At 65.8% G+C, this 19,277-nt stretch carries 19 protein-coding genes; 13 read left to right on the top strand and 6 right to left on the bottom strand.

Features of this window, described 5'->3' with window-relative positions; all coding sequences use genetic code 11:
* Positions 1-185: 185 nt before the first annotated feature.
* From A39O_RS0100680 to A39O_RS0100660, 5 genes are all read right to left on the bottom strand, one after another.
* Positions 186-944 carry a uroporphyrinogen-III synthase gene (locus A39O_RS0100680; protein ID WP_020502788.1) on the bottom strand — a complete coding sequence of 253 codons (759 nt, stop codon included), beginning with the start codon at positions 942-944 and terminating at the stop codon, positions 186-188.
* Positions 941-1,879, bottom strand: coding sequence for a hydroxymethylbilane synthase (hemC, locus tag A39O_RS0100675; RefSeq protein ID WP_020502787.1), 939 nt, complete (start codon positions 1,877-1,879; stop codon positions 941-943). The genes A39O_RS0100680 and hemC overlap by 4 nt, the downstream gene beginning before the upstream one ends.
* A 135-nt stretch (positions 1,880-2,014) precedes the next feature.
* Positions 2,015-3,565 carry an ArnT family glycosyltransferase gene (locus tag A39O_RS0100670; protein WP_020502786.1) on the bottom strand — a complete coding sequence of 517 codons (1,551 nt, stop codon included), beginning with the start codon at positions 3,563-3,565 and terminating at the stop codon, positions 2,015-2,017.
* A 3-nt stretch (positions 3,566-3,568) separates the two neighbouring features.
* Positions 3,569-3,973: an NRDE family protein gene (locus A39O_RS36045; RefSeq protein WP_020502785.1), complete on the bottom strand. Its 405-nt coding sequence runs from the start codon at positions 3,971-3,973 to the stop codon at positions 3,569-3,571.
* Entirely contained in the window at positions 3,974-4,195 is a 222-nt protein-coding gene (locus A39O_RS0100660; RefSeq protein ID WP_020502784.1) for a hypothetical protein, read from the bottom strand. It abuts the gene before it with no gap.
* A gap of 172 nt (positions 4,196-4,367) precedes the next feature.
* On the opposite strand from A39O_RS0100660, the gene A39O_RS0100655 reads away from it, so the two are divergent.
* The 9 genes from A39O_RS0100655 (at position 4,368) to A39O_RS0100615 (ending at position 15,398) form a co-directional block, all read left to right on the top strand.
* Positions 4,368-7,256, top strand: coding sequence for a 2-oxoglutarate dehydrogenase E1 component (locus A39O_RS0100655; protein WP_020502783.1), 2,889 nt, complete (start codon positions 4,368-4,370; stop codon positions 7,254-7,256).
* Between the two features lie 8 nt (positions 7,257-7,264).
* On the top strand, positions 7,265-8,488 hold the full coding sequence (gene odhB, locus A39O_RS0100650; protein ID WP_026199062.1) for a 2-oxoglutarate dehydrogenase complex dihydrolipoyllysine-residue succinyltransferase: 1,224 nt from the start codon (positions 7,265-7,267) through the stop codon (positions 8,486-8,488).
* Positions 8,489-9,002: 514 nt separating this feature from the next.
* Positions 9,003-9,569 (top strand): acetate uptake transporter, encoded by a 567-nt coding sequence (locus A39O_RS0100645; protein WP_020502780.1) that lies wholly within the window; start codon positions 9,003-9,005, stop codon positions 9,567-9,569.
* A gap of 65 nt (positions 9,570-9,634) precedes the next feature.
* Positions 9,635-10,189: a cache domain-containing protein gene (locus A39O_RS0100640; RefSeq protein WP_020502779.1), complete on the top strand. Its 555-nt coding sequence runs from the start codon at positions 9,635-9,637 to the stop codon at positions 10,187-10,189.
* A 364-nt stretch (positions 10,190-10,553) separates the two neighbouring features.
* Complete coding sequence (locus A39O_RS0100635; RefSeq protein ID WP_020502778.1) at positions 10,554-11,309, top strand: cell division protein ZipA C-terminal FtsZ-binding domain-containing protein; 756 nt, start codon at positions 10,554-10,556, stop codon at positions 11,307-11,309.
* Positions 11,306-13,591 carry an NAD-dependent DNA ligase LigA gene (ligA, locus tag A39O_RS0100630; RefSeq protein ID WP_020502777.1) on the top strand — a complete coding sequence of 762 codons (2,286 nt, stop codon included), beginning with the start codon at positions 11,306-11,308 and terminating at the stop codon, positions 13,589-13,591. Before A39O_RS0100635 ends, ligA begins: the two co-directional genes overlap by 4 nt.
* Positions 13,592-13,705: 114 nt before the next feature.
* On the top strand, positions 13,706-14,002 hold the full coding sequence (locus A39O_RS0100625; protein WP_020502776.1) for a hypothetical protein: 297 nt from the start codon (positions 13,706-13,708) through the stop codon (positions 14,000-14,002).
* A 1-nt stretch (position 14,003) separates the two neighbouring features.
* Positions 14,004-14,813: a carbonic anhydrase gene (locus A39O_RS0100620; RefSeq protein ID WP_020502775.1), complete on the top strand. Its 810-nt coding sequence runs from the start codon at positions 14,004-14,006 to the stop codon at positions 14,811-14,813.
* 246 nt (positions 14,814-15,059) lie between these two features.
* Positions 15,060-15,398: a P-II family nitrogen regulator gene (locus tag A39O_RS0100615; RefSeq protein WP_020502774.1), complete on the top strand. Its 339-nt coding sequence runs from the start codon at positions 15,060-15,062 to the stop codon at positions 15,396-15,398.
* 38 nt (positions 15,399-15,436) lie between these two features.
* Here A39O_RS0100615 and A39O_RS0100610 read toward each other — a convergent pair whose 3' ends face one another.
* Positions 15,437-16,276, bottom strand: a complete 840-nt coding sequence (locus A39O_RS0100610; protein WP_020502773.1) for an outer membrane protein assembly factor BamD — start codon at positions 16,274-16,276, stop codon at positions 15,437-15,439.
* Positions 16,277-16,369: 93 nt separating this feature from the next.
* Here A39O_RS0100610 and rluD point away from each other — a divergent pair, with 93 nt between their 5' ends.
* From rluD to def, 4 genes are all read left to right on the top strand, one after another.
* The gene (gene rluD, locus A39O_RS0100605; protein ID WP_020502772.1) at positions 16,370-17,356 is read left to right on the top strand and encodes a 23S rRNA pseudouridine(1911/1915/1917) synthase RluD; all 987 of its coding nucleotides are present in this window, start codon (positions 16,370-16,372) and stop codon (positions 17,354-17,356) included.
* Positions 17,337-18,098 (top strand): peptidoglycan editing factor PgeF, encoded by a 762-nt coding sequence (pgeF, locus tag A39O_RS0100600; protein WP_040526738.1) that lies wholly within the window; start codon positions 17,337-17,339, stop codon positions 18,096-18,098. The genes rluD and pgeF overlap by 20 nt, the downstream gene beginning before the upstream one ends.
* Positions 18,099-18,201: 103 nt before the next feature.
* Positions 18,202-18,723 carry a glycine cleavage system protein R gene (locus A39O_RS0100595; RefSeq protein ID WP_026199059.1) on the top strand — a complete coding sequence of 174 codons (522 nt, stop codon included), beginning with the start codon at positions 18,202-18,204 and terminating at the stop codon, positions 18,721-18,723.
* A gap of 29 nt (positions 18,724-18,752) precedes the next feature.
* The gene (gene def / locus A39O_RS0100590; RefSeq protein WP_020502769.1) at positions 18,753-19,271 is read left to right on the top strand and encodes a peptide deformylase; all 519 of its coding nucleotides are present in this window, start codon (positions 18,753-18,755) and stop codon (positions 19,269-19,271) included.
* Positions 19,272-19,277 lie beyond the last annotated feature (6 nt).

The following is a 19,277-nucleotide window of genomic DNA, read 5'->3' as shown; positions in this document are numbered from 1 at the left end:
ATTCAACGCGCGCGGCACGGTATCGCTACCCTGGACCTGGATGAGGCGAGCGTGGCCCGTCTGGCGGAATGACCGAACCTGCACCTGTCGGCCCCAGCCGAGGTCATGGTGCCAAGGTCACCCACGGCACTCCGGTTGCTGACCCAGGCGGCGCGGGTGCTGATCGAGAAGGGCATCGACCGCTCTTATCTGCATTCGATCAACGCCTTGAGAATCGCAGGGTCATCTGCACGCTCAGCCACCCGCACCGTCCGAAAACCCAGCCCCCGCGCGGTCTGCGCGGTGCGCTCGCTGATCACAACCAACGGTGTCGAAACCAGCAACGCGCGCCCGGCGGCGCCCAGGATTTCGACCAGATTGAGCAGGACCTCGTCGCTGGTGGCGATCACCAGCCCCAGATCGGCGCGCCAACGTTCGAGCAGCGGGCGCGCATCGTGCATTGGACGCACCCGCCGATAGACCTCCGCGAATGACACCCGTGCACCGCGCTCGGTGAGTACGTCCCCGAGCAGCGCCCGGCCGCCCTCTCCCCGCACGATCAACACCCGGCGGCCAGCCATCTCCGCCAGGCCGGGCAGCGCGGTCAGCGACTCGCTGTCGTAACGTTCGGGCGGAACCAGATCGGGGGCCCGCCCGGCCGCTGTCAGGGCGACCGCCGTCGCCCGCCCCACCGCGGCAAGCAGGGTGGCGTTCGGCCAAGCCCCGGCACACCCCAGGGCCAGTGAGAACTCCACCGCGTTGCGGCTGGTGAAGACCATCAGGTCCCACTCCGCGGCCAGCAGAGCGCGGGCTGGTTCCGGATCGGCAGCGGGTAAAATCTCGATGGTCGGGAACGGCAGGGGCCGCCCACCGGCGGATTCGATCAGGTCGCAGAGCGGCCGCGCCTGCCCCGCCGGCCGGGTGACCAGCACCCCCACTCCCGCCAGTGCACCGGTCGGACTCACGACGCGTCTTCGGGCATTTGCAGGGCACTCAAGATTTCGGCCGCCCCTTGAGCCAGCAGGTCATCCGCCACCTGGGTACCGAGCGCCTCCGCGGTGTCGCGTGGACCTTCCGCCCGCGCCCGCAGGATCAGCGTTCCGTCCGTGGTGCCGACCAACCCCTGGAGGATCAGGTGATCGCCCTCGAGCGTCGCGTGCCCGGCGATCGGTACCTGGCAACCGCCGTGCAGACGCGCGTTCATCGCCCGTTCGGCACGAATGCGCAGGGCCGTCTCCCCATGATGCAGCGGGGCGATCAGGGCATTGGTGCGCGGGTCCTCGATGCGACACTCGATGCCGATCGCGCCCTGGGCAATCGCGGGCAGACTGTCCGCGGGGGCGATGGTACCGCGGATACGCGACCCGAAACCGAGCCGGATCAGCCCGGCAGCAGCCAGGATGATGGCGTCATACTCCCCCGCGTCGAGCTTGGCCAGCCGGGTGTTGACATTGCCGCGCAAGGGTTCGATGCGCAGGTCCGGACGACGCTCGGCGAGCTGGCACTGGCGACGCAGGCTGGAGGTGCCGACGCAGGCCCCCTGGGGTAACTGGTCCAGGGACTCGAAGCGGTTCGACACGAAGGCATCCCGCGGGTCCTCCCGCTCCATGATCACCGCCAGGTGCAGCCCGGCGGGGAACTCCACCGGGACATCCTTCAGCGAGTGCACGGCGATATCCGCCTCACCGTTCAACATTCCCTGCTCCAACTCCTTGACGAACAGCCCCTTGCCGCCCACCTTGGCAAGCGGTGCGTCGAGGATACGGTCGCCTTTGGTGGTCATTCCCAGGATTTCGACCTGCAGTCCGGGGTGGAGGGCCGTCAGCGCGGCAGCGACGTGCTCGGCCTGCCACATGGCCAGGGGGGATTTACGGGTGGCGATACGCAAGGTCTCGGGCATGTTAGGGTCCTGGAATCACGACGAAGCTGCATATGCTAACAGGAAGCCGGAAGCGTGATCCGCGCGTTCGCTGCCCAAGGCGGTCCGGCGGGTCGCTCGGCACGGGTCAGGCGGGATTCCGGGAGGGCGTGCGAATCAGCCCCTGGTCGGCGCCTTGCCGAACAGGAGGACATCCTCAGGTGCAAGCAACTCATCAGCGGTACCGCCGATCTTCTCCCGCAAAAACGCGACCGGCAGCAGCCGACCAACGGCGCCGAGGAACCGCGCCTGGAGGTAGGCGAGCCGATTGCCGGGATTGTCGACCTGAAACACCAACTCCCGATCCTTGAACTGGCCGGCATCCACCGGCTCAATCTCATAGCGGCGCCATCCGTAGAGCATAAAATCCCGGTTGAGAAGGAGGTAGGCCGCCGCGGCGTCCGGGCCGACGCCGGCGGTCTCGTTGGTCTTTACGTCCTGCACCTGCAATGGGTGGACCTGAACCAGTCGAGGGTCGCCATGCAGATAGATCGTTGCCAGGTCGTAGCTCTTGCGATCCATATAGACAGGAAACAAGTCGTGGGCTCTGACATAGTCGATCGCGCGCTTTGTCGCGTGCTCCGACTCATGACTCAACGTATTGAAATTGATGAAAAACAGCCCGGCACTCAAGGCCGCTGCAGTCACCATCAGCGCGGCGGTGTTCGACCGCAAAGACCACAGCCGGGCGACGAAGGCACCGATCAAGACGGCCATTGGAACAGCGAGCATCTCGCAGTAGCGATTGAGGTGCGACTTGACCGAATAGTCGGCGGCGAAGGGATTGCCGCCGAATTGCAGCCAGAGGAGTAATACCAGGGCCCAGACGACGATGACGTACAGCCGCGACTGCCGGGTCGCCATCACCCATAGCATGGCGCCGAACATCAGGTAATAGTGCAGCCCAAATTCGTACACGGTAATAAACCAGGCTTTGGGGAAAACCCACAACTGGACCGCACTGTAGGCCGCCATAACCTTGCCGTCACCGTGGTGCTGCACCGCGTACAGTCGATGGACGATCCCGCCGCCCGCACTCCAGTAAATCAGGCTTTCCAGCGCGATGACGGCGCCCAGTACGACAAAGACCAGGAGCATGGCCCGCCAGTGTTCGCGGTTCATGATCAGCAGGACGAGCATGGGCAGCGCCAGCAGCGGCGCCTCCACCTTGATCAGGTAGCTCAGACCCCAGGCCAGGCCGGCGAAAATCGCCCAGAGGATGGGTCGCTGCGCATCGCCGACCCGCAGCGCCAGATAGAAGGTCAGGGCCATGGTGGCCCCTTGAGGGAGATCGGGCATCAACTGGGAGGCGCCCGCCACGTCCAGCGGAAACAGCGCGAGGAACAAGGCGGCCCACAAACCGGCGGGGGTCCCGGCCAGGCGCGCGCCGATCAGATAGGCCAGCACGATGGACAGCAGGCTATAGAAAAACGGCATGACGACGGTCTGCCACTCGCCGACACCCATCAGCGCATAGATTCCGGCAAGCGGATAGATCAAACCGACGCGGGCCGCGTAGTGGTTCATCGGCAACCAGGGGCCGCTCTCCAAGAGTCGCAACGCGTTGTCGGCGATCGCGATGTCATCCGCGCCCACCAGCCCGACGAATGCCGCCCAACGCAAGGCGATGGCAAGTAAGAGGATGGCGCCAAGTCGGATGGCAATCATGATTCAGGGCGCGGTGCCCAACCATACGGGGACAAACGCCGTGCGGTCCGGCCGGCCCTCGGCATGGCGCCAGCGGGGCAAGGCGTTCGGACCCGGATAGGCCGGCAGGGCGATCAAAGCGCCCGACCGGGTGCCGAAGCCGTCCGCACGGTCCTGCACCCGACTGCGCTTACCCGGCTGCGCCCCCAGGGTCCCGGTGCGGTTCATGACCGCGGCCACCAGGCCGTCATCGTTGATCCCGAGCCAACTGCCCCCGCCGGCGACGTCGAGCCCGGCCACCACCTGGGGACGGTCGGGCCAGTGTCGGACCGGCGGGGCGGAGCGCCGCCCGCGGTGTTCGTCGCGGTTGGCCGCGATCAGAACCGGCCAGGGGTGATCGGGCCGCCGCAGGCAGACCAGGGTGCACATTCAGTGCGGCTCCGGCGTATCCCGCTTGGCCAGCAGGACTTTGGCCCCGATCGTCTTGTGCAACAGCTTGAAGACCTTGCGCTGGGCCATCTGGTTGGTGCTCCCGGGGTCGCCGATCATCTCCAGCCGCGCCTGAAAATAGGCCATATCGGCTTCCAGCCGCGCCAAGCTGACACGGCGGCGGCGGCGCTCGTCGCTGATCACGGATTCCGGACTGGCCATGGTTCTCGGTGTGCGGCGCGGTGTCTGTGGTGTTGCGGAACTGTCGTCAATTGTCCAGTGCCGGGGCAGATCACGCAACCAACCCGCGGCATTCAGGCTGTGCTATAAACGGCCGTTATGGGATCATCAAGTTTGATCGTCAGCTAAGCCCAGGGGCAGAACGACACCGAGTATGAGCGCAATCCTAGAACTCTTCCGCAGTTCCGGCGCCCTCTATGGGGGCAATGCCGCCTTCATCGAAGACTTGTACGAACGCTGGCTCAGCGACCCCGAGAGCGTGGCCATCGCCTGGCGCGCCCGGTTCGACGCCTTGCGCCAGCAGGCCGCCAACGAGCCCGGCACCCCGGGAACCGGCCGCCCCGACGTCCCCCATGGTCCGGTGCGGGAGAATTTCCTACGTCTGGCCCAGGAGAATCGCGCCCGGCCGCGCGCCCGCCCGGCGGACAACCTGGAGCCCGCGGCGGCGCAGAAACAGACCGCGGTGCTGCGCCTGATCAACGCCTACCGCTACCGCGGCCATCAGGTGGCGGACACCGACCCGATCAGGCTGCGCGAGAAACCACACATCCAGGATCTGGACCCGGCCTTTCACAACCTGGGCCCGGAGGACCTGGATCTGGTTTTCCACACCGGCTCGCTCTGCGCCCCGGACCGCATGAAGCTGCGCGAGGTCCTGGCGCTGTTGAACCAGATGTACTGCGGCTCGGTGGGCTCCGAGTACATGTACATCACCAGCACCACCGAGAAGCGCTGGGTGCAGAATCGCCTGGAAGGGTATCGCGCCACCCCCGAACTGGAGACCGCCGACCGCCGCTGGATCCTGTTCCTGCTGACCGCCGCCGAGGGCATCGAGAAATATCTGCACCAGCGCTACGTCGGGCAGAAGCGCTTCTCACTGGAGGGCGGCGAGTCCCTGATCCCGCTCCTGGACGAATTGATCCAGCGCGCCGGGCGCAAGGGCCAGAAGGAAGTCGTCATCGGCATGGCCCACCGCGGCCGGCTCAACGTGCTGACCAACATCTTCGGCAAGCCGCCCCAGGCGATGTTCGACGAGTTCGAGGGCCGCTTGCATTCGGACTGGCGCAAAATGGCGGGGGATGTGAAATATCACCTGGGCTTCGCGACCGATGTCGACACCCCCGGCGGGGTGGTCCACCTGGCCCTGGGCTTCAATCCGTCCCATCTGGAGATCATCAACCCGGTGATCGAGGGGTCGGTGCGCGCCCGCCAGCGCCGCCGCCGCGACAAGACCGGCGACCTGGTACTGCCGGTGCTGATCCACGGCGACGCCGCGTTCGCCGGCCAGGGCGTGGTGATGGAGACGCTGCAATTGTCGCAGACCCGCAGCTATTCGACCGGCGGGACAGTGCACATCGTCATCAACAACCAGATCGGCTTCACCACCAGCCATCCGCTGGATGCCCGCTCCAGCCCTTATTGCACCGACGTGGCCAAGATGGTCCAGGCGCCGGTCTTCCATGTGAACGGCGATGACCCCGAGGCGGTGATCTTCGTCACCCGCATGGCGCTGGACTTCCGCAATCAGTTCCACAAGGACGTGATCATCGACCTGATGTGTTACCGCCGCCTGGGCCATAACGAGGCCGACGAGCCGGCCGTCACCCAGCCCATGATGTACCGCAAGATCGCCGCCCGCCCCACGGTGCGGACGCTCTACGCCGAGCGGATCGCGGCCGCCGGGATCGGCACCCGGGAGGAGGCCGCGGCCATGGTCGATGACTACCGCCGCTCGATCGAACAAGGCGTCGTGGTCGCCCGCCCGGTGCTGTGCGGGCTCGACAATGCCTATCGGGTGGACTGGTCCAAGAGCGTGGACCCGAACTGGGATCAGGCGGTCGACACCGGGGTACCGGTCGAGCGGCTGCGCGCCATGACGGAGGCGATGCTGCAATTGCCGGAGGGGTTCGAGCTCCACCCACGGGTGGAGAAGGTGTGGGAGGAGCGGCGCAAGATGGCCGCGGGCGAGCAACTGCTCAACTGGGGCTGCGCCGAGAATCTCGCCTATGCCAGTCTGCTCGATGTCGGCATTCCGGTGCGCCTCTCGGGCCAGGACTGCGGGCGCGGGACCTTTGTGCACCGTCATGCCAAGGTCCACAACCAGCGCACCGGCGATGCCTATACCCCACTCCAGCACATCGGCGCGCACCAGGGGGCCTTCATCGCCATCGACTCCATCCTCTCCGAGGAGGCGGTCCTTGGCTTCGAGTACGGCTTCGCTACCGCCGAACCCAACGGGCTGACCTTGTGGGAGGCGCAGTTCGGCGATTTCGCCAATGGCGCCCAGGTCGTCATCGACCAGTTCATCACCTCCGCCGGCACCAAGTGGGACCTGAGTTGCGGCCTGGTCATGCTGCTGCCACATGGTCTGGAGGGCCAGGGGGCGGAGCACTCCTCCGCCCGACTGGAACGCTATCTGCAACTGTGCGCCGAGTACAATATCCAGGTGTGCGTGCCGACCACGCCGGCCCAGATTTTCCACTTGCTGCGTCGGCAGATGCTGCGGGATTACCGCACACCGCTGGTGGTGATGACCCCCAAGAGTCTGCTGCGGCATCGCCTGGCGGTCTCAGCGCTCGATGAACTGACCGCCGGGCAATTCCAGAACGTGATCCCGGAACTGGACCCGATCGACCCGGCCGGGGTGGAGCGGGTCATCTTCTGCAGCGGCAAGGTGTATTACGACCTGCTGGAAGCGCGCCGCGCCCGCGGACTGACCAACTGCGCGCTGATCCGCATCGAGCAACTCTATCCCTTCCCCAAGGAGGCCTTTGCCGCCGCCCTGGCGCCCTACGCGGCCACCGAAGAGGTCATCTGGTGCCAGGAAGAGGCGCAGAACCAGGGCGCCTGGGACCAGATCAAACACCGTTTCCACCACCTGATCCAGGAAGGCAAGCGGCCCCACTATGTCGGCCGCCCACCCTCCGCCGCGCCTGCCGTGGGTCACCGTCCCGCCCACGTGGAGCAGCATGACCGCCTGATCGACGAGGCCCTGACCGGCCGCTTCAACCCGAGTATGAATCGCAGGATCCCCGAACAATGAGTTCCGAATTGAGTAGCGAAGTCAGAGTCCCAGCCCTCCCGGAATCAGTCGCCGACGCCACCGTCGCGGCCTGGCACCGCGCACCGGGAGAGGCGGTCAGGAAGGATGAGAATCTGGTCGACCTGGAGACCGACAAGGTGGTGCTGGAAGTCCCGGCGCCGATGGACGGCGTGCTCGGTGAGATCCTGGCCCCGGTCGGTGCCGTGGTCACTGCCGCCACCGTGCTCGCCACCATCGTCGGCGGCGCGCCCGGTGCGGCGGCGCCCGCGCCGCGACCGGCGGCCCCGGCCAGCGCCGGGACCAGCACGTCAGGCACGTCAGGCAAGGCCGAATCGGTTGTTGCGCCCGGCGCGCGGCGTCTGGTCAAAGAGTTGGGCCTGGATCCCGCCAAGATCGCCGGCAGTGGCCGTGACGGCCGGGTCCAGCGGGCCGACGTTGTCGCCTACCTGGATGAACGCGACCAGGCCGAGCCGGCGCGTGACCCGGAGACCGTGCCGATCACCGGTGCCCCGCAGTTGACCGGGGAGGCGGGCCGTCCCGAGCAGCGCGTGCCGATGACCCGGCTGCGCGCGCGGGTCGCGGAGCGCCTGCTCCAGGCCCAGCAGAATGCCGCGATGCTGACCACCTTCAATGAGGTCAACCTCAAGGCGGTCATCGAACTGCGTAATCGCTATAAGGACCAATTCGAAAAAGCCCACGGCGTGCGCCTCGGCTTCATGTCCTTCTTCGTCAAGGCCGCGGTCGAGGCCCTGCAGCGCTTCCCGGTGGTCAATGCCTCGGTCGACGGCAATGACATTCTCTACCATGGCTATTTCGACCTCGGCATTGCCGTCTCCTCCCCGCGCGGCCTGGTGGTACCGATCCTGCGCAATTGCGACCAGCTCAGTATGGCCGAGATCGAGCAGGGCATCAGCGAATTCGGGCGCAAGGCCAAAGACGGCACTCTGAGTTTCGAAGACCTGACCGGCGGCACCTTCTCCATCACCAACGGCGGCGTGTTCGGGTCCTTGCTGTCCACGCCGATTCTCAATCCGCCGCAAAGCGCCATCCTCGGGATGCACAAGACCCAGGAACGCCCGATCGCCGAGAACGGCCAGGTCGTCATCGCCCCCATGATGTACCTGGCCCTGACCTATGACCACCGGATCATCGACGGCCGCGAGGCCGTGCAGTTCCTGGTCACCATCAAGGAAACGCTGGAAGAGCCGGCGCGGTTATTGTTGCGGGTTTAGCCTCCGGCCGATTCAGCCGCGCAGGGATGCGCGGCGCCTGCCAAGGCTGAAGCCTTGGACTCCAGTCGAATCATTTTCTTTTCTGAACGATCGCGTCGTTGTCGTTGTCGTAATCGTAATCGTAATCGAGCTGATGATCCCCGCGAGAAAGACAGCGGGCTGCGCATGCCAAACTTGAATCGCTTATCCGATTGCGACAACGACAACGATTGTGTTCGTATTTCCCTTGTGCTTATCTCGTCATTTCGCGTCTTCGTGGAACCACTGGATAAGCGAATAAGCATATAAGATATTCTTGATGCGTCGACTCTCGGCATCGGCCGCCACGCCCATCGCCGGTGTCCGGCAGATCGGGAAAACGGCTCAACGAGACGAAATCCGGCGCGGCCAGGACGCCGCCGCGGCGACCGCCGCACGTCGCACCTGCGCGTTTCTCAAAGTTAGGTTAAGATCGGGCGCCCCGCGGTCACGCGGGGGCACTGATCCTCTCTAATACGCGTTTGGGATTGACATAATGGCAGAACAAAAACTCGGCAACCCTGCCGTGGTCGGCCTCGCCGGCTTCGGTCTTACCACCTTGGTGCTCCAATTCCACAATGTCGGCTGGATGCCCAGCATCGGACCTGTGGTGTGGCTCGGGCTGATCTTCGGCGGTCTGGCGCAGCTCATCGCCGGGCTGCAGGAGCAGAAGACCGGCAACAACTTCGGGTATTGCGCCTTCACGTCTTACGGAGCCTTCTGGATCGCCCTGGCCCTGATGCTGATCGCCAACAAGTTCGACATTTTCAAGGCCAGCACGCAAGATGTCGGCTGGTTCCTGGTCGCCTGGACATTGTTCACGGCGATTCTCTGGGTCGGCTCGCTGCGCATCCACGGCGCCATGGCCATCACCTTCACCTTGTTGCTGGCCGGATTCATCCTGCTGGACCTGGCGCATTTCGGTTATCCGCAAATGACCGTCGTTGCCGGCTACACCTTGATTGTCTGCGCTCTGACGGCCTGGTACATGATGGCCCGTATCATCCTGAACGAACTTTACGGGCGCGAACTCCTGCCCGCCGGCAAGCCCTGGCTGAGCTGAGCGTCGCATCGCTGTCGCCCTCAGCCTCCCTTCCCTGAGAACAATCGACTCAAGAGGATTCAACAATGGAAAAACACCCGTTTGCCCTCGCCGGCCTGGTGCTGACCCTGGGGACTGCCCCGGCCATGACCTGGGCTGCCGACGCCGACACCGCGACCGCCCAGGAGGTGGTGTCGAAGGTCCGCGAGGCCGCCCAGTACCTGAACGCGAAAGGCTTGGCCGGATTCGCGGATTTCAATAACAACAAGGATTCCCGCTGGGTTTGGAAAGACAGCTACGTGTTTGTCTATAGCTGCCTCGACGACGTGATGATCGCACACCCCCTGCGCCCCGATCTGGTGGGCAAGCCCATCCTGCAGATGCGCGATGACAAGGATCACCCGCTGTTTCAGGACATGTGCAAAGCGGCGGGCAACCCTGACGGCGGCTGGGTCGAGTACTGGTGGCCGAAGCCGGGCGAGGCGAAGGCGTCGCGTAAGATCTCTTACGTCCACAGCGCCCCGGTCTCGTTCAAGTCCGATATCCAGGTGGGCGCCGGGATTTACGACGACACGCTGACCCCGGCCGATCTGAGCAAGATCGTCGAGGAGTCCGTCAAACCCCAAAAGGCCGTGCCTTAAGCGTCGGCTAAGGCGATCGGCGAAACATCATCGTCCTCATCGCGAAGGATTTTCGTCCGCCTTCAAGGGGCGCCGACAGGAGCATGGCCGGGCTGTGTGACTGTCGGCGCGCCGCAGCCGGCGGGCGACAGGACGCGCGAGCGGGCGCATGATGTGTCGGAGATCGCCTGACAACGCATCCAGTCCGAGCCACGCCACTGTTCTATATGGTTCAGCGCGCGCTGCGACCGAACCAACGCAGGTCGCCAACGCAGGTCGCCAACACCGGTCGCGGCCTGGCCGCGGCACCACTGGTCACAAGGATCGGTGACACGGGTTATACTCGCGGTCTACCGATCAATTCCATCCAGATGCGCGAGCCCGAATGGACCCCGATACCATCCGCCTGATCCTGATCGTCGTGGGCGCTCTGCTGCTCCTTGGTCTCTATCTCTGGGAACGCGGCCGTGACCGCGCCGAGGAGGATGACGAGGGCTACGAGGACGACGATGTGCCCTATACCGTCGGCCGGGCGAAGCACGAGCCCGAGCTTGGCCGTCCGGAGGACCCTGAGCGGAACGAGGGTCGGAACGAGGGTCAGAACGAGCGGGACCGGCATCCGCGGCGTGACGGCACGCTGCGCGATCAACCAGCGGGTAAAGCACCCACGGGGGCAAGCGCCGATGGCGACGCCGCGGACGGGGTGCCGGCACCGCTGCTCATCCAGCTCAGCGTGGCGAAGCGCTACGGTGAGTTCGACGGCCCGGACTTACTCGAGGTCGCTGAGTCCTGCGGCCTGCGCCCGGGCGATATGGACATCTTCCACTGTCTGGACGAGTTCGACGACGGCACCCGCATTTACTTCAGCATGGCCAACATGGTCAAGCCCGGCACCTTCCCCTTCGACGACATGGAGGGCTTCAGCACCCCGGGGTTGATGTTGTTCGCCCAGCTCACCGGCCAGCCGGAAGACCTGACGGTGCTGGAGGAGATGATCGCGACGGCCCGCAAGCTCGCGACGACGCTCGGCGGCGACGTGTTCGACGACACCCGGCGACCGCTCACGGTGCGCAAGGAAGAAGCGATGCGCGAGGCGGTGCTCGCCAACGAGAAGCGCTTTTTGAGAGCGGTGCGGCGGTGACGCAGGGCGGTCCTGTCCCGACACCGCCCGCGGCCGCGGATCGGCAGCGTGCCGAGCAACTGCGCACGCTGATCGGCTACCATAACCATCGGTATTATGTCCTCGACGATCCGGAACTCCCGGATGCCGACTACGACCTGCTGTTTCAAGAACTTAAAGGTTTGGAGTCCCGCCACCCTGAACTGGTGACGCCGGACTCACCCACCCAGCGCGTCGGGGCCGCGCCGCGGCCTGAATTCAGCCAGGTCCGCCATCGTCTGCCGATGATCTCGCTGGACAACGCCATGGGCGATGACGCCTTGGCGGAGTTCCACCGGCGCGTGACCAGCGCACTGGCCGCCACTGATGCGATCCTGTACACGGCGGAGCCGAAGCTCGACGGCTTGGCGGTCAGCATTCGCTATGAGCAGGGTCTGCTGGTCCTGGCCGCCACCCGCGGCGACGGCACGACCGGCGAGGAGATCACCCAGAACGTCCGCACCATCCAGAACGTCCCGCTGCGCCTGCTGGGCGAGGGCTGGCCGACGACCCTGGAGGTCCGCGGCGAAGTCTATCTGACCCATGCCGGTTTCGATCGACTGAACGCCCAGGCCCTCGCGCACGGCGACAAACCCTTTGCCAATCCCCGTAACGCCGCCGCCGGAAGCCTGCGCCAGCTCGACCCACGCATCACCGCAGCGCGGCCGCTGCGCTTCTGTTGTTACGGCTGGGGCGAGGTCACGTCCGACCCGGGCACCAGCCAGTTTGCGATGTTGCAGCGCATCGCCGGCTGGGGGGTGCCGATCTCCCAAGCGTTGCGTCGGGTGCAAGGTTTGGCCGGCTGCCGCGCCTATTTCGAGGATCTGGGCCGCCGTCGGGACACCCTCGGTTACGACATCGACGGGGTCGTTTTCAAGGTCGATCATCTCCCGGATCAGGTCGTCCTGGGGGCGACGGCCCATCATCCCCGGTGGGCCGTCGCCCGCAAATTCCCGGCGCAGGAAGCGCTGACCCTGGTCGAGGCCGTGGAGTTTCAGGTCGGCCGCACCGGCGCGGTGACACCGGTGGCACGCCTCACGCCGGTTCAGGTCGGCGGGGTGACGGTCGCCAATGCGACGCTGCACAACATGGATGAGGTGGAGCGCAAGGACGTGCGCGTCGGCGATACCGTGTATGTGCGCCGGGCCGGGGACGTGATTCCCGAGATCGTGCGCGTCTTGAGCGATCGGCGCCCCGCCGACGCCCGTCAGGTCATCCTGCCGGCCCAATGTCCGGTCTGCGGGTCGGATGTGATCCGCCCGGAGGGTGAGGCCGTCGCCCGCTGCAGCGGCGGCCTCTATTGCCCGGCCCAGCGCAAAGAGTCGATCCGCCATTTCGCCTCCCGCAAGGCCATGGACATCGAGGGACTGGGTGAGAAGCTGATCGAGCAATTGGTGGACCTGGATCTCATCAGAGAGCCGGCGGATATCTACCGGCTCACCCAGGACCAACTCGCCGGGCTGGAGCGCATGGGCGAGCGCTCCGCCGCCAATCTCATCGCAGCGCGCGAGCGCAGCAAGGAAACCACCTTCGCCCGCTTCATCTTTGCGCTCGGCATTCGCGAGGTCGGAGAGGCGACCGCCGCCGCCCTGGCCGCGCGGTTCGCGTCACTGGAGGCCCTGATGGCGGCGCGCGAGTCGGACTATCTGTGCCGCCGCGGCCTGGCCGGGGTCGGACCCAAGGCCGCGCAAGCGGTTCAGACGTGGCTGGCTGAACACCCGAACCCGGACCAGGGATCCGTGATCGACCTGGGGGAGTGGTTGGCGGACCAACGCATTCCCGGTCTCACCCGCCCGGCCGCGCTCGTCCTGGGTCAGGCGTTCGGAACCTTGGAGCGGCTGCGGGCCGCCGGACCCGAGGACCTCTATTCCAACACCACCAGCCTGGTCGAGGGGGTCGGCCCCGTGGTTGCCGCCCATCTCGCGGGATTCTTCGCGCAGGCGCACAACCGCGAGGCGATCACCCGTCTCACCGCGGCCGGTATTCACTGGCCGTCCGCCACCACGCGCGTCGGGCTCCAGCCGCAAGCGCTCGTCGGCAAGACCTTCGTCATCACCGGCACCCTGAGCCGCCCACGTGATCAGATCAAGGCCGAACTCGAATCCTTGGGCGCCAAGGTGACCGGCAGTGTTTCCGGAAACACCGATTTCCTGTTGGCCGGGGAGGAAGCCGGCTCCAAGCTCGAGAAAGCGCGCGCGCTGGGTGTGCGGGTGATCGATGAGGCTGAGTTGGCCGCCCTGCTTACCGGTCAAGGACCGGCCTGAGGCTCGGCAACCGATGACGACGCGCATCGTCAGACCACTGTCGTCCGCCGCTGGAACCGCCGCGTGGTGGACCGGCTTCATGCACTCAACCCACTGGATCCGCAAAGAACCGACATGACTGAAACGATCCCGCCCGGCACGCCGGCTCTCGCTGCGGAGCAGCACATCCTGATCGCCATGCGCAAGACCCTGACGGCGATCATCAGAGACGTGACCCCGCCGCCCGGGATGCGTCATCCGCTCAGTGAGGCGACCATCGAGGACATCCGTCAGTGCCTGATGTTGATCGCCGCGCGGGAGAAGGAGCTGGCGGACGCCCAAGGGCGCGGCGGCGAGCGGCCCTACTATGCGGATGAGCCCCAGACGGTGCAGGTCGTGCCCGTCGCCGACCTGACGCGGCGGCGTGACTGACATGGCACAGCGTCATCCTCCACGGCCAAGCGCCCGGATCCGCACCCTGCTGGTCACGGCCGCTGTCCTGCCGCTGTGCTGCGGTGGAAGCTTGTTCGCCCGTGACCCGTCTTCGCCCGCGCCGGACGCCTGGTCTTATACGGGTGAGACCGGGCCTGCGCATTGGGCGGATCTGGCGCCGGCCTTTGCGACCTGCCGCGAGGGTCAGTCGCAGTCACCGATCGATATCCGCACCGTCCAGCGGATCCCCTACGAGCCGCTGCATTTTCGGTACCATACACAAACCCTGGAAGCAGTCAACGACGGCCGCGGGGTTCATGTCCTCAGCTCCGGGGGCAGCACGCTCGAGTTGCGTGGGGAGACCTTCGACCTGACCTCCTTCCACTTCCACAGCCCGGGTGAGACCCTGATCAACGGCGTGGCGGCGGCGGCGGAGGTCCATCTGGTCCATCGCTCGAGCACCGGCCGCTTCGCGATCGTAGTGGTGCAGATTCAGCCCGGCCGCCGCACCAATCAAACCCTGGCGCGCATCGTCGAGCGCCTGCCGCTACGCGCCGGGGAGCGCCTGAGCTATCGCCAAGTAGGCATCAATCCCCTGTTGCTGCTCCCGGCCGATCAAGGCTATTACACTTACACGGGATCGCTGGCGAATCCCCCGTGCAGCGAGCCGGCGGCCTGGTACATCCTCGCCCAGCCGGTAGGTCTCGACCCGGAGCAGATTCGCCGCCTCGCCGCCGCCGCCGGGGTCAACAATGTCCGCCCCGTCCAGCCGCTCAACGGGCGTGCAGTCTACGCGTCACTGCGACACTGATGTCGGGGGTCCTCAAGGCGTCGAACGCGATCACCGGACGCAGGGGCGGGTTTCAAACCCGCCCCTACGCCAAGGTCATATCTGGATATCAGATACGAAGGCGATACCAACCGCCGCCAGGCCCGCACCGGGCGGGGCTGCCCAAGGCAGCCGAGGCAGGGTCGCTCTCAGGCGCCGGCTGTTCTTCTCCGCGGCGCGAACATATACTGATTGCTTTATTCTAATGACCCGCAGCGGAGTATCCCCATGAAGAAGGTCGAAGCCATCATCAAACCGTTCAAACTCGACGATGTCCGCGAGGCGCTGTCCGCCGCGGGCATCACCGGGATGACCGCCATCGAGGTCAAGGGCTTCGGACGACAGAAAGGGCACACGGAGCTTTACCGCGGGGCCGAGTACGTGGTGGATTTCCTGCCGAAGGTGAAGGTCGAGTTGGTGGTGACGGATGATCACTTGGACGCCTGCATCAATGCCATCACCGCCGCGGCGCGTACCGGCAAGATCGGCGACGGCAAAATCTTCGTCTCGGAGGTCACCCGCGTGGTGCGCATCCGCACCGGCGAGGAGAACGAGGCGGCGGTCTGAACGCGCGACGCCTCGTCAGGCGATTGCCGGAAATCGCCTTAGTTCTGATCGAGCTGTAAATAGTCCCACAATTTTCGGCTGAGACTCACCTCACCGGGTACCGGCTCATCGGAGACGAAGCGTCCGGCCTTGCGGTTGACATCCAAGACGCGTTGGGCGTCGGCCGCGAGTTTCTTCTCACCCAAGGCTTCATAGGCAGCGACCAGCGTCTCCAGCGCGTCCTCGACTGCGCTGGTACGCTGGTAGCGCTCGATCACATAATTGGCGCGATTGGCCGCCGCGACATAGGCGCCGCGCTTCATGTAGTAGCGCGCCACGTTGACCTCGTTCTTGGCCAGGTTGTTGCGCAGATAGACCATCCGCTGGCGGGCATCGGCGGTGTATTTGCTGTCGGGGAAACGCTTGACCAACTCGGAGAAATCGGTAAAAGCGTCCAGGGCGGCACCGGGGTCGCGCTGCGAGACGTCCATCGGCACGTACTTGTCCAGGAAACCGACGCTGCGGTTATAGTTGACGATTCCCTTGAGATAGTACGCGTAGTCCACGTACGGATTTTGGGGGTACAACTTGATGAAGCGGTCGGCCGCGGCGAGCGCCGCTTCCGGTTCCTCGGCCCGGTAATTGGCATAAGCAACATCGAGTTGCGCCTGCATGGCATAGCGGCCGAAGGGGTAGCGGGCCTCGAGTTTCTCGTAGAGTTCGATGGCACGTTTGTAGTTGCCGGCATCCATCTCGGACGCGGCCTCCGCGTAGATCTTGGAGGCGTTCCACCCTTCAGTCTCGTCGGCCTCTTTCCCAAACATCGAGCAGCCGGTCAGGGCGATCCCGATCAGGAACACAGTCAACAAGGTGGCCAGTCGTGTTAAGGTGGATGGCATGTCGGGGATTAACCAAGCTCAAAACCGTGTGAGTATACCCGAAGGACTCCAGGTTAGTATCAGCGGTACCAAGAAGCCGCGGCGGAGAGCGGAATGTCTCTGATCGCGGGCGACGCGTTGCGGGTGTATCGTTCGCTGCGGGTGGATGCGCAATCCGCCGGTCTGCGGCTGGACCAGGCCCTGGCTGCGTCCTGGCCGGAGTTCTCCCGCGGCCGGGTGCAGCAGTGGATCACGGGCGGACAGGTGCGGGTGGACGGCCTGCCGCGCCGCTGCCGTGACCGGGTCTGGGGCGGCGAGGCGGTGGAGTTGGACGCGGTCCTCGCGATCAGCGACCGCGACGCGCCCCAGGCGATCCCGCTGGTGCTGGTGCATGAGGACGATCAACTCCTGGTGATCGACAAACCGGCGGGGCTGGTGGTCCACCCGGCGGCCGGCAATCCGGACGGCACCCTGCTCAACGCCTTGCTGCACCATGCTCCCATGCTCGCCACGCTGCCGCGGGCCGGGATCGTCCATCGGCTCGACAAGGATACCAGCGGGCTGCTGGTCGTTGCCAAAACGCTGGAGGCGCATCACTGTCTGGTGGATCAACTCAAGCAGCGCAGTGTCCATCGCGAATATCGGGCACTGGTGGTCGGGGACCTGGTCGCCGGTGGTGTGGTCGAGGCCCCAATCGGAAGACATCCGACGCACCGTACGCGCATGGCCGTGGTCGCCGGGGGACGGACCGCGCTCACCCGTTATCGGGTGCTCGAGCGCTTCCCCGGTCATTGCCTGCTGGGGGTGGAGTTGGATACCGGTCGTACCCATCAGATTCGGGTCCATCTGACGCATGTGCATCACCCCTTGGTCGGCGACCCGGTGTACGGGACTCGTCCACGTCCGCCCAAGGGCTGCGCCCCGGCCTTGACCGCGGCGATTCAGGGGTTCCCGCGCCAGGCCCTGCATGCCATCCGGCTGGGGCTGACCCATCCGCGCACGGGTCAGGCGATGATCTGGGAGGTGCCGATGGCCGCCGATCTCGCGGCGCTGCTCGAATTGTTTCGACGGGAGGCGGGGCTTGGACCTGATTCGACCTGAGTGGCCGGCTCCGCCCTGGGTGCATGCCTGTTGTACGACGCGCGGCGGCGGGGTCAGCACCGGGGTCTACGGCACGCTGAACCTGGGCGATCACGTCGGGGATGCGCCGGGGCGGGTCGCGCGTAACCGCGCGCTGCTGCGTACCGCCCTCGCCCTCCCGGCGGAACCCCTGTGGCTCAATCAGGTGCATGGGTGCACGGTGGTACGGACCGGCGGGCGCGTCGCCCGGCCCGCTGCGGATGCGGTGATCGCGTGCCGACCCGGATCGGTGTGCGCGGTACTGACCGCCGACTGTCTGCCGCTGCTGATCTGTGACCGGCAGGGCCGGCGCGCGGCGGCGGTCCACGCGGGCTGGCGCGGCTTGGCCGCGGGCGTCATCGAGGCGACGCTGAGCGCGCTGGGTGCATCTTGCGAGGACCTCCTGGTATGGCTCGGCCCGGCCATAGGCCCCGCGGCCTTCGCGGTGGGAGGCGAAGTGCGTGCCGCATTTCTCGCGGTCAATCCGGAAGTCACGTCCGCCTTCCAGGCCGGACCGGGCGGCAAATGGTTCGCGGATCTGTTTGCCCTGGCCCGCCACCGGCTCGCACGGGCCGGGGTCACCCAGGTCTACGGCGGCACCGATTGCACCTATTCGGACCCGGAGCGTTTTTTCTCCTACCGTCGTGATGGCGTCACCGGGCGGATGGCGAGCCTGATCTGGACGACCAGCCCCGGCGATCGGCGACTGGGATTTCTCGACTAAACCGCGCCAGCTCCAGCGATCGTCAAGTCTGCCGGAGCCGATCTCATCCAAGAACATCGCATACCGCGCTGGGCGCGGTTTAACCGCACGCCGAGGTGCCTGCATGACCGATTGGAACATAGTAACCCTGGTGGGCCAGGATCGACCCGGGATCGTCGCCCGGGTCACCCGGGTGTTGTACGAGGCGGGCTGCACCTTGGGTGAGGCATCGATGATCCGCCTGGGCGGCAGCTTCACCATCCTCCTGATGGTCTCCGGGAGTCGGCCCAACGCCGAACTGGAGGCGGCGCTGGCTCCGGTGGCCGCGGAGTTGGGTTTGCGCGTCCATCTGGATCAGGTTCAGGGCGGACTGCACCAGCATCTGGTGCCGAATATCCAGGTGCGCGTGACTGGGGCCGACCGCGCCGGCATCGTGGCCGAGGTGACGCAATGCCTGACGGACCAGGGGTTCAACATTCTGGATCTGGAGTCGGATGTCGTCGGCAACGCCCGCGCGCCGGTCTACATCATGAACATCCAGGGCACCTGCGCGCGCACCCTGGAGGATCTGGAGCAGGCCCTGGCCGGATTGACCACCCGTGGAATCTCCGTGGATGTCTCTCCCATCGAACTGATGATCGGCTGACCCCCGATTCGACACCGCAGCGCGAACCTATGGCGATCCTCGACATCCTCACCTTACCGGACGAGCGGCTGAAGCAGCCATCCGTTGCGGTCGTCCACTTCGACCAGGCACTCCAGGCGTTCATCGACGCGCTGGACGAGACGCGCCGCGCCGGACCGGCCGCGGTGGGGATCGCGGCGCCCCAGGTCGGGCGACATCAGCGGATCGTCATCATCGACTGCTCAGGCCGGCCCAAAACTGTGAATCACGGGCACTTGGTGCTGATCAACCCGGAAATCACCCACTGGGAGGGGTTTGAAATCGGACGGGAGGGATGTCTCTCGGTCCCTGACTATACCGGCAACGTGATCCGCGCCACGCGTCTCCAGCTCAAGGCGCAGGATCCTGAGGGCGGGCCGCTGGAGTTCGTGATGGAGGGGTTCGAGGCGCGTGCCGTCCAGCACGAACTCGATCACCTGGACGGGCTGCTCTTCGTCGATCGGGTGGTGAGCCGACGAACCGATCTTTATCGGCGCCGGGTCTACAAAAAAGGCGGGGCGGCCAATTGACGACAA

Origin of the sequence: Lamprocystis purpurea DSM 4197, from assembly GCF_000379525.1 — a bacterium.
In the GTDB taxonomy this organism is placed as follows: Bacteria; Pseudomonadota; Gammaproteobacteria; order Chromatiales; family Chromatiaceae; genus Thiodictyon; species Thiodictyon purpureum.
Note: the sequence above shows the minus strand (reverse complement) of the source record. Positions and strands in the feature narration are given on the sequence as shown.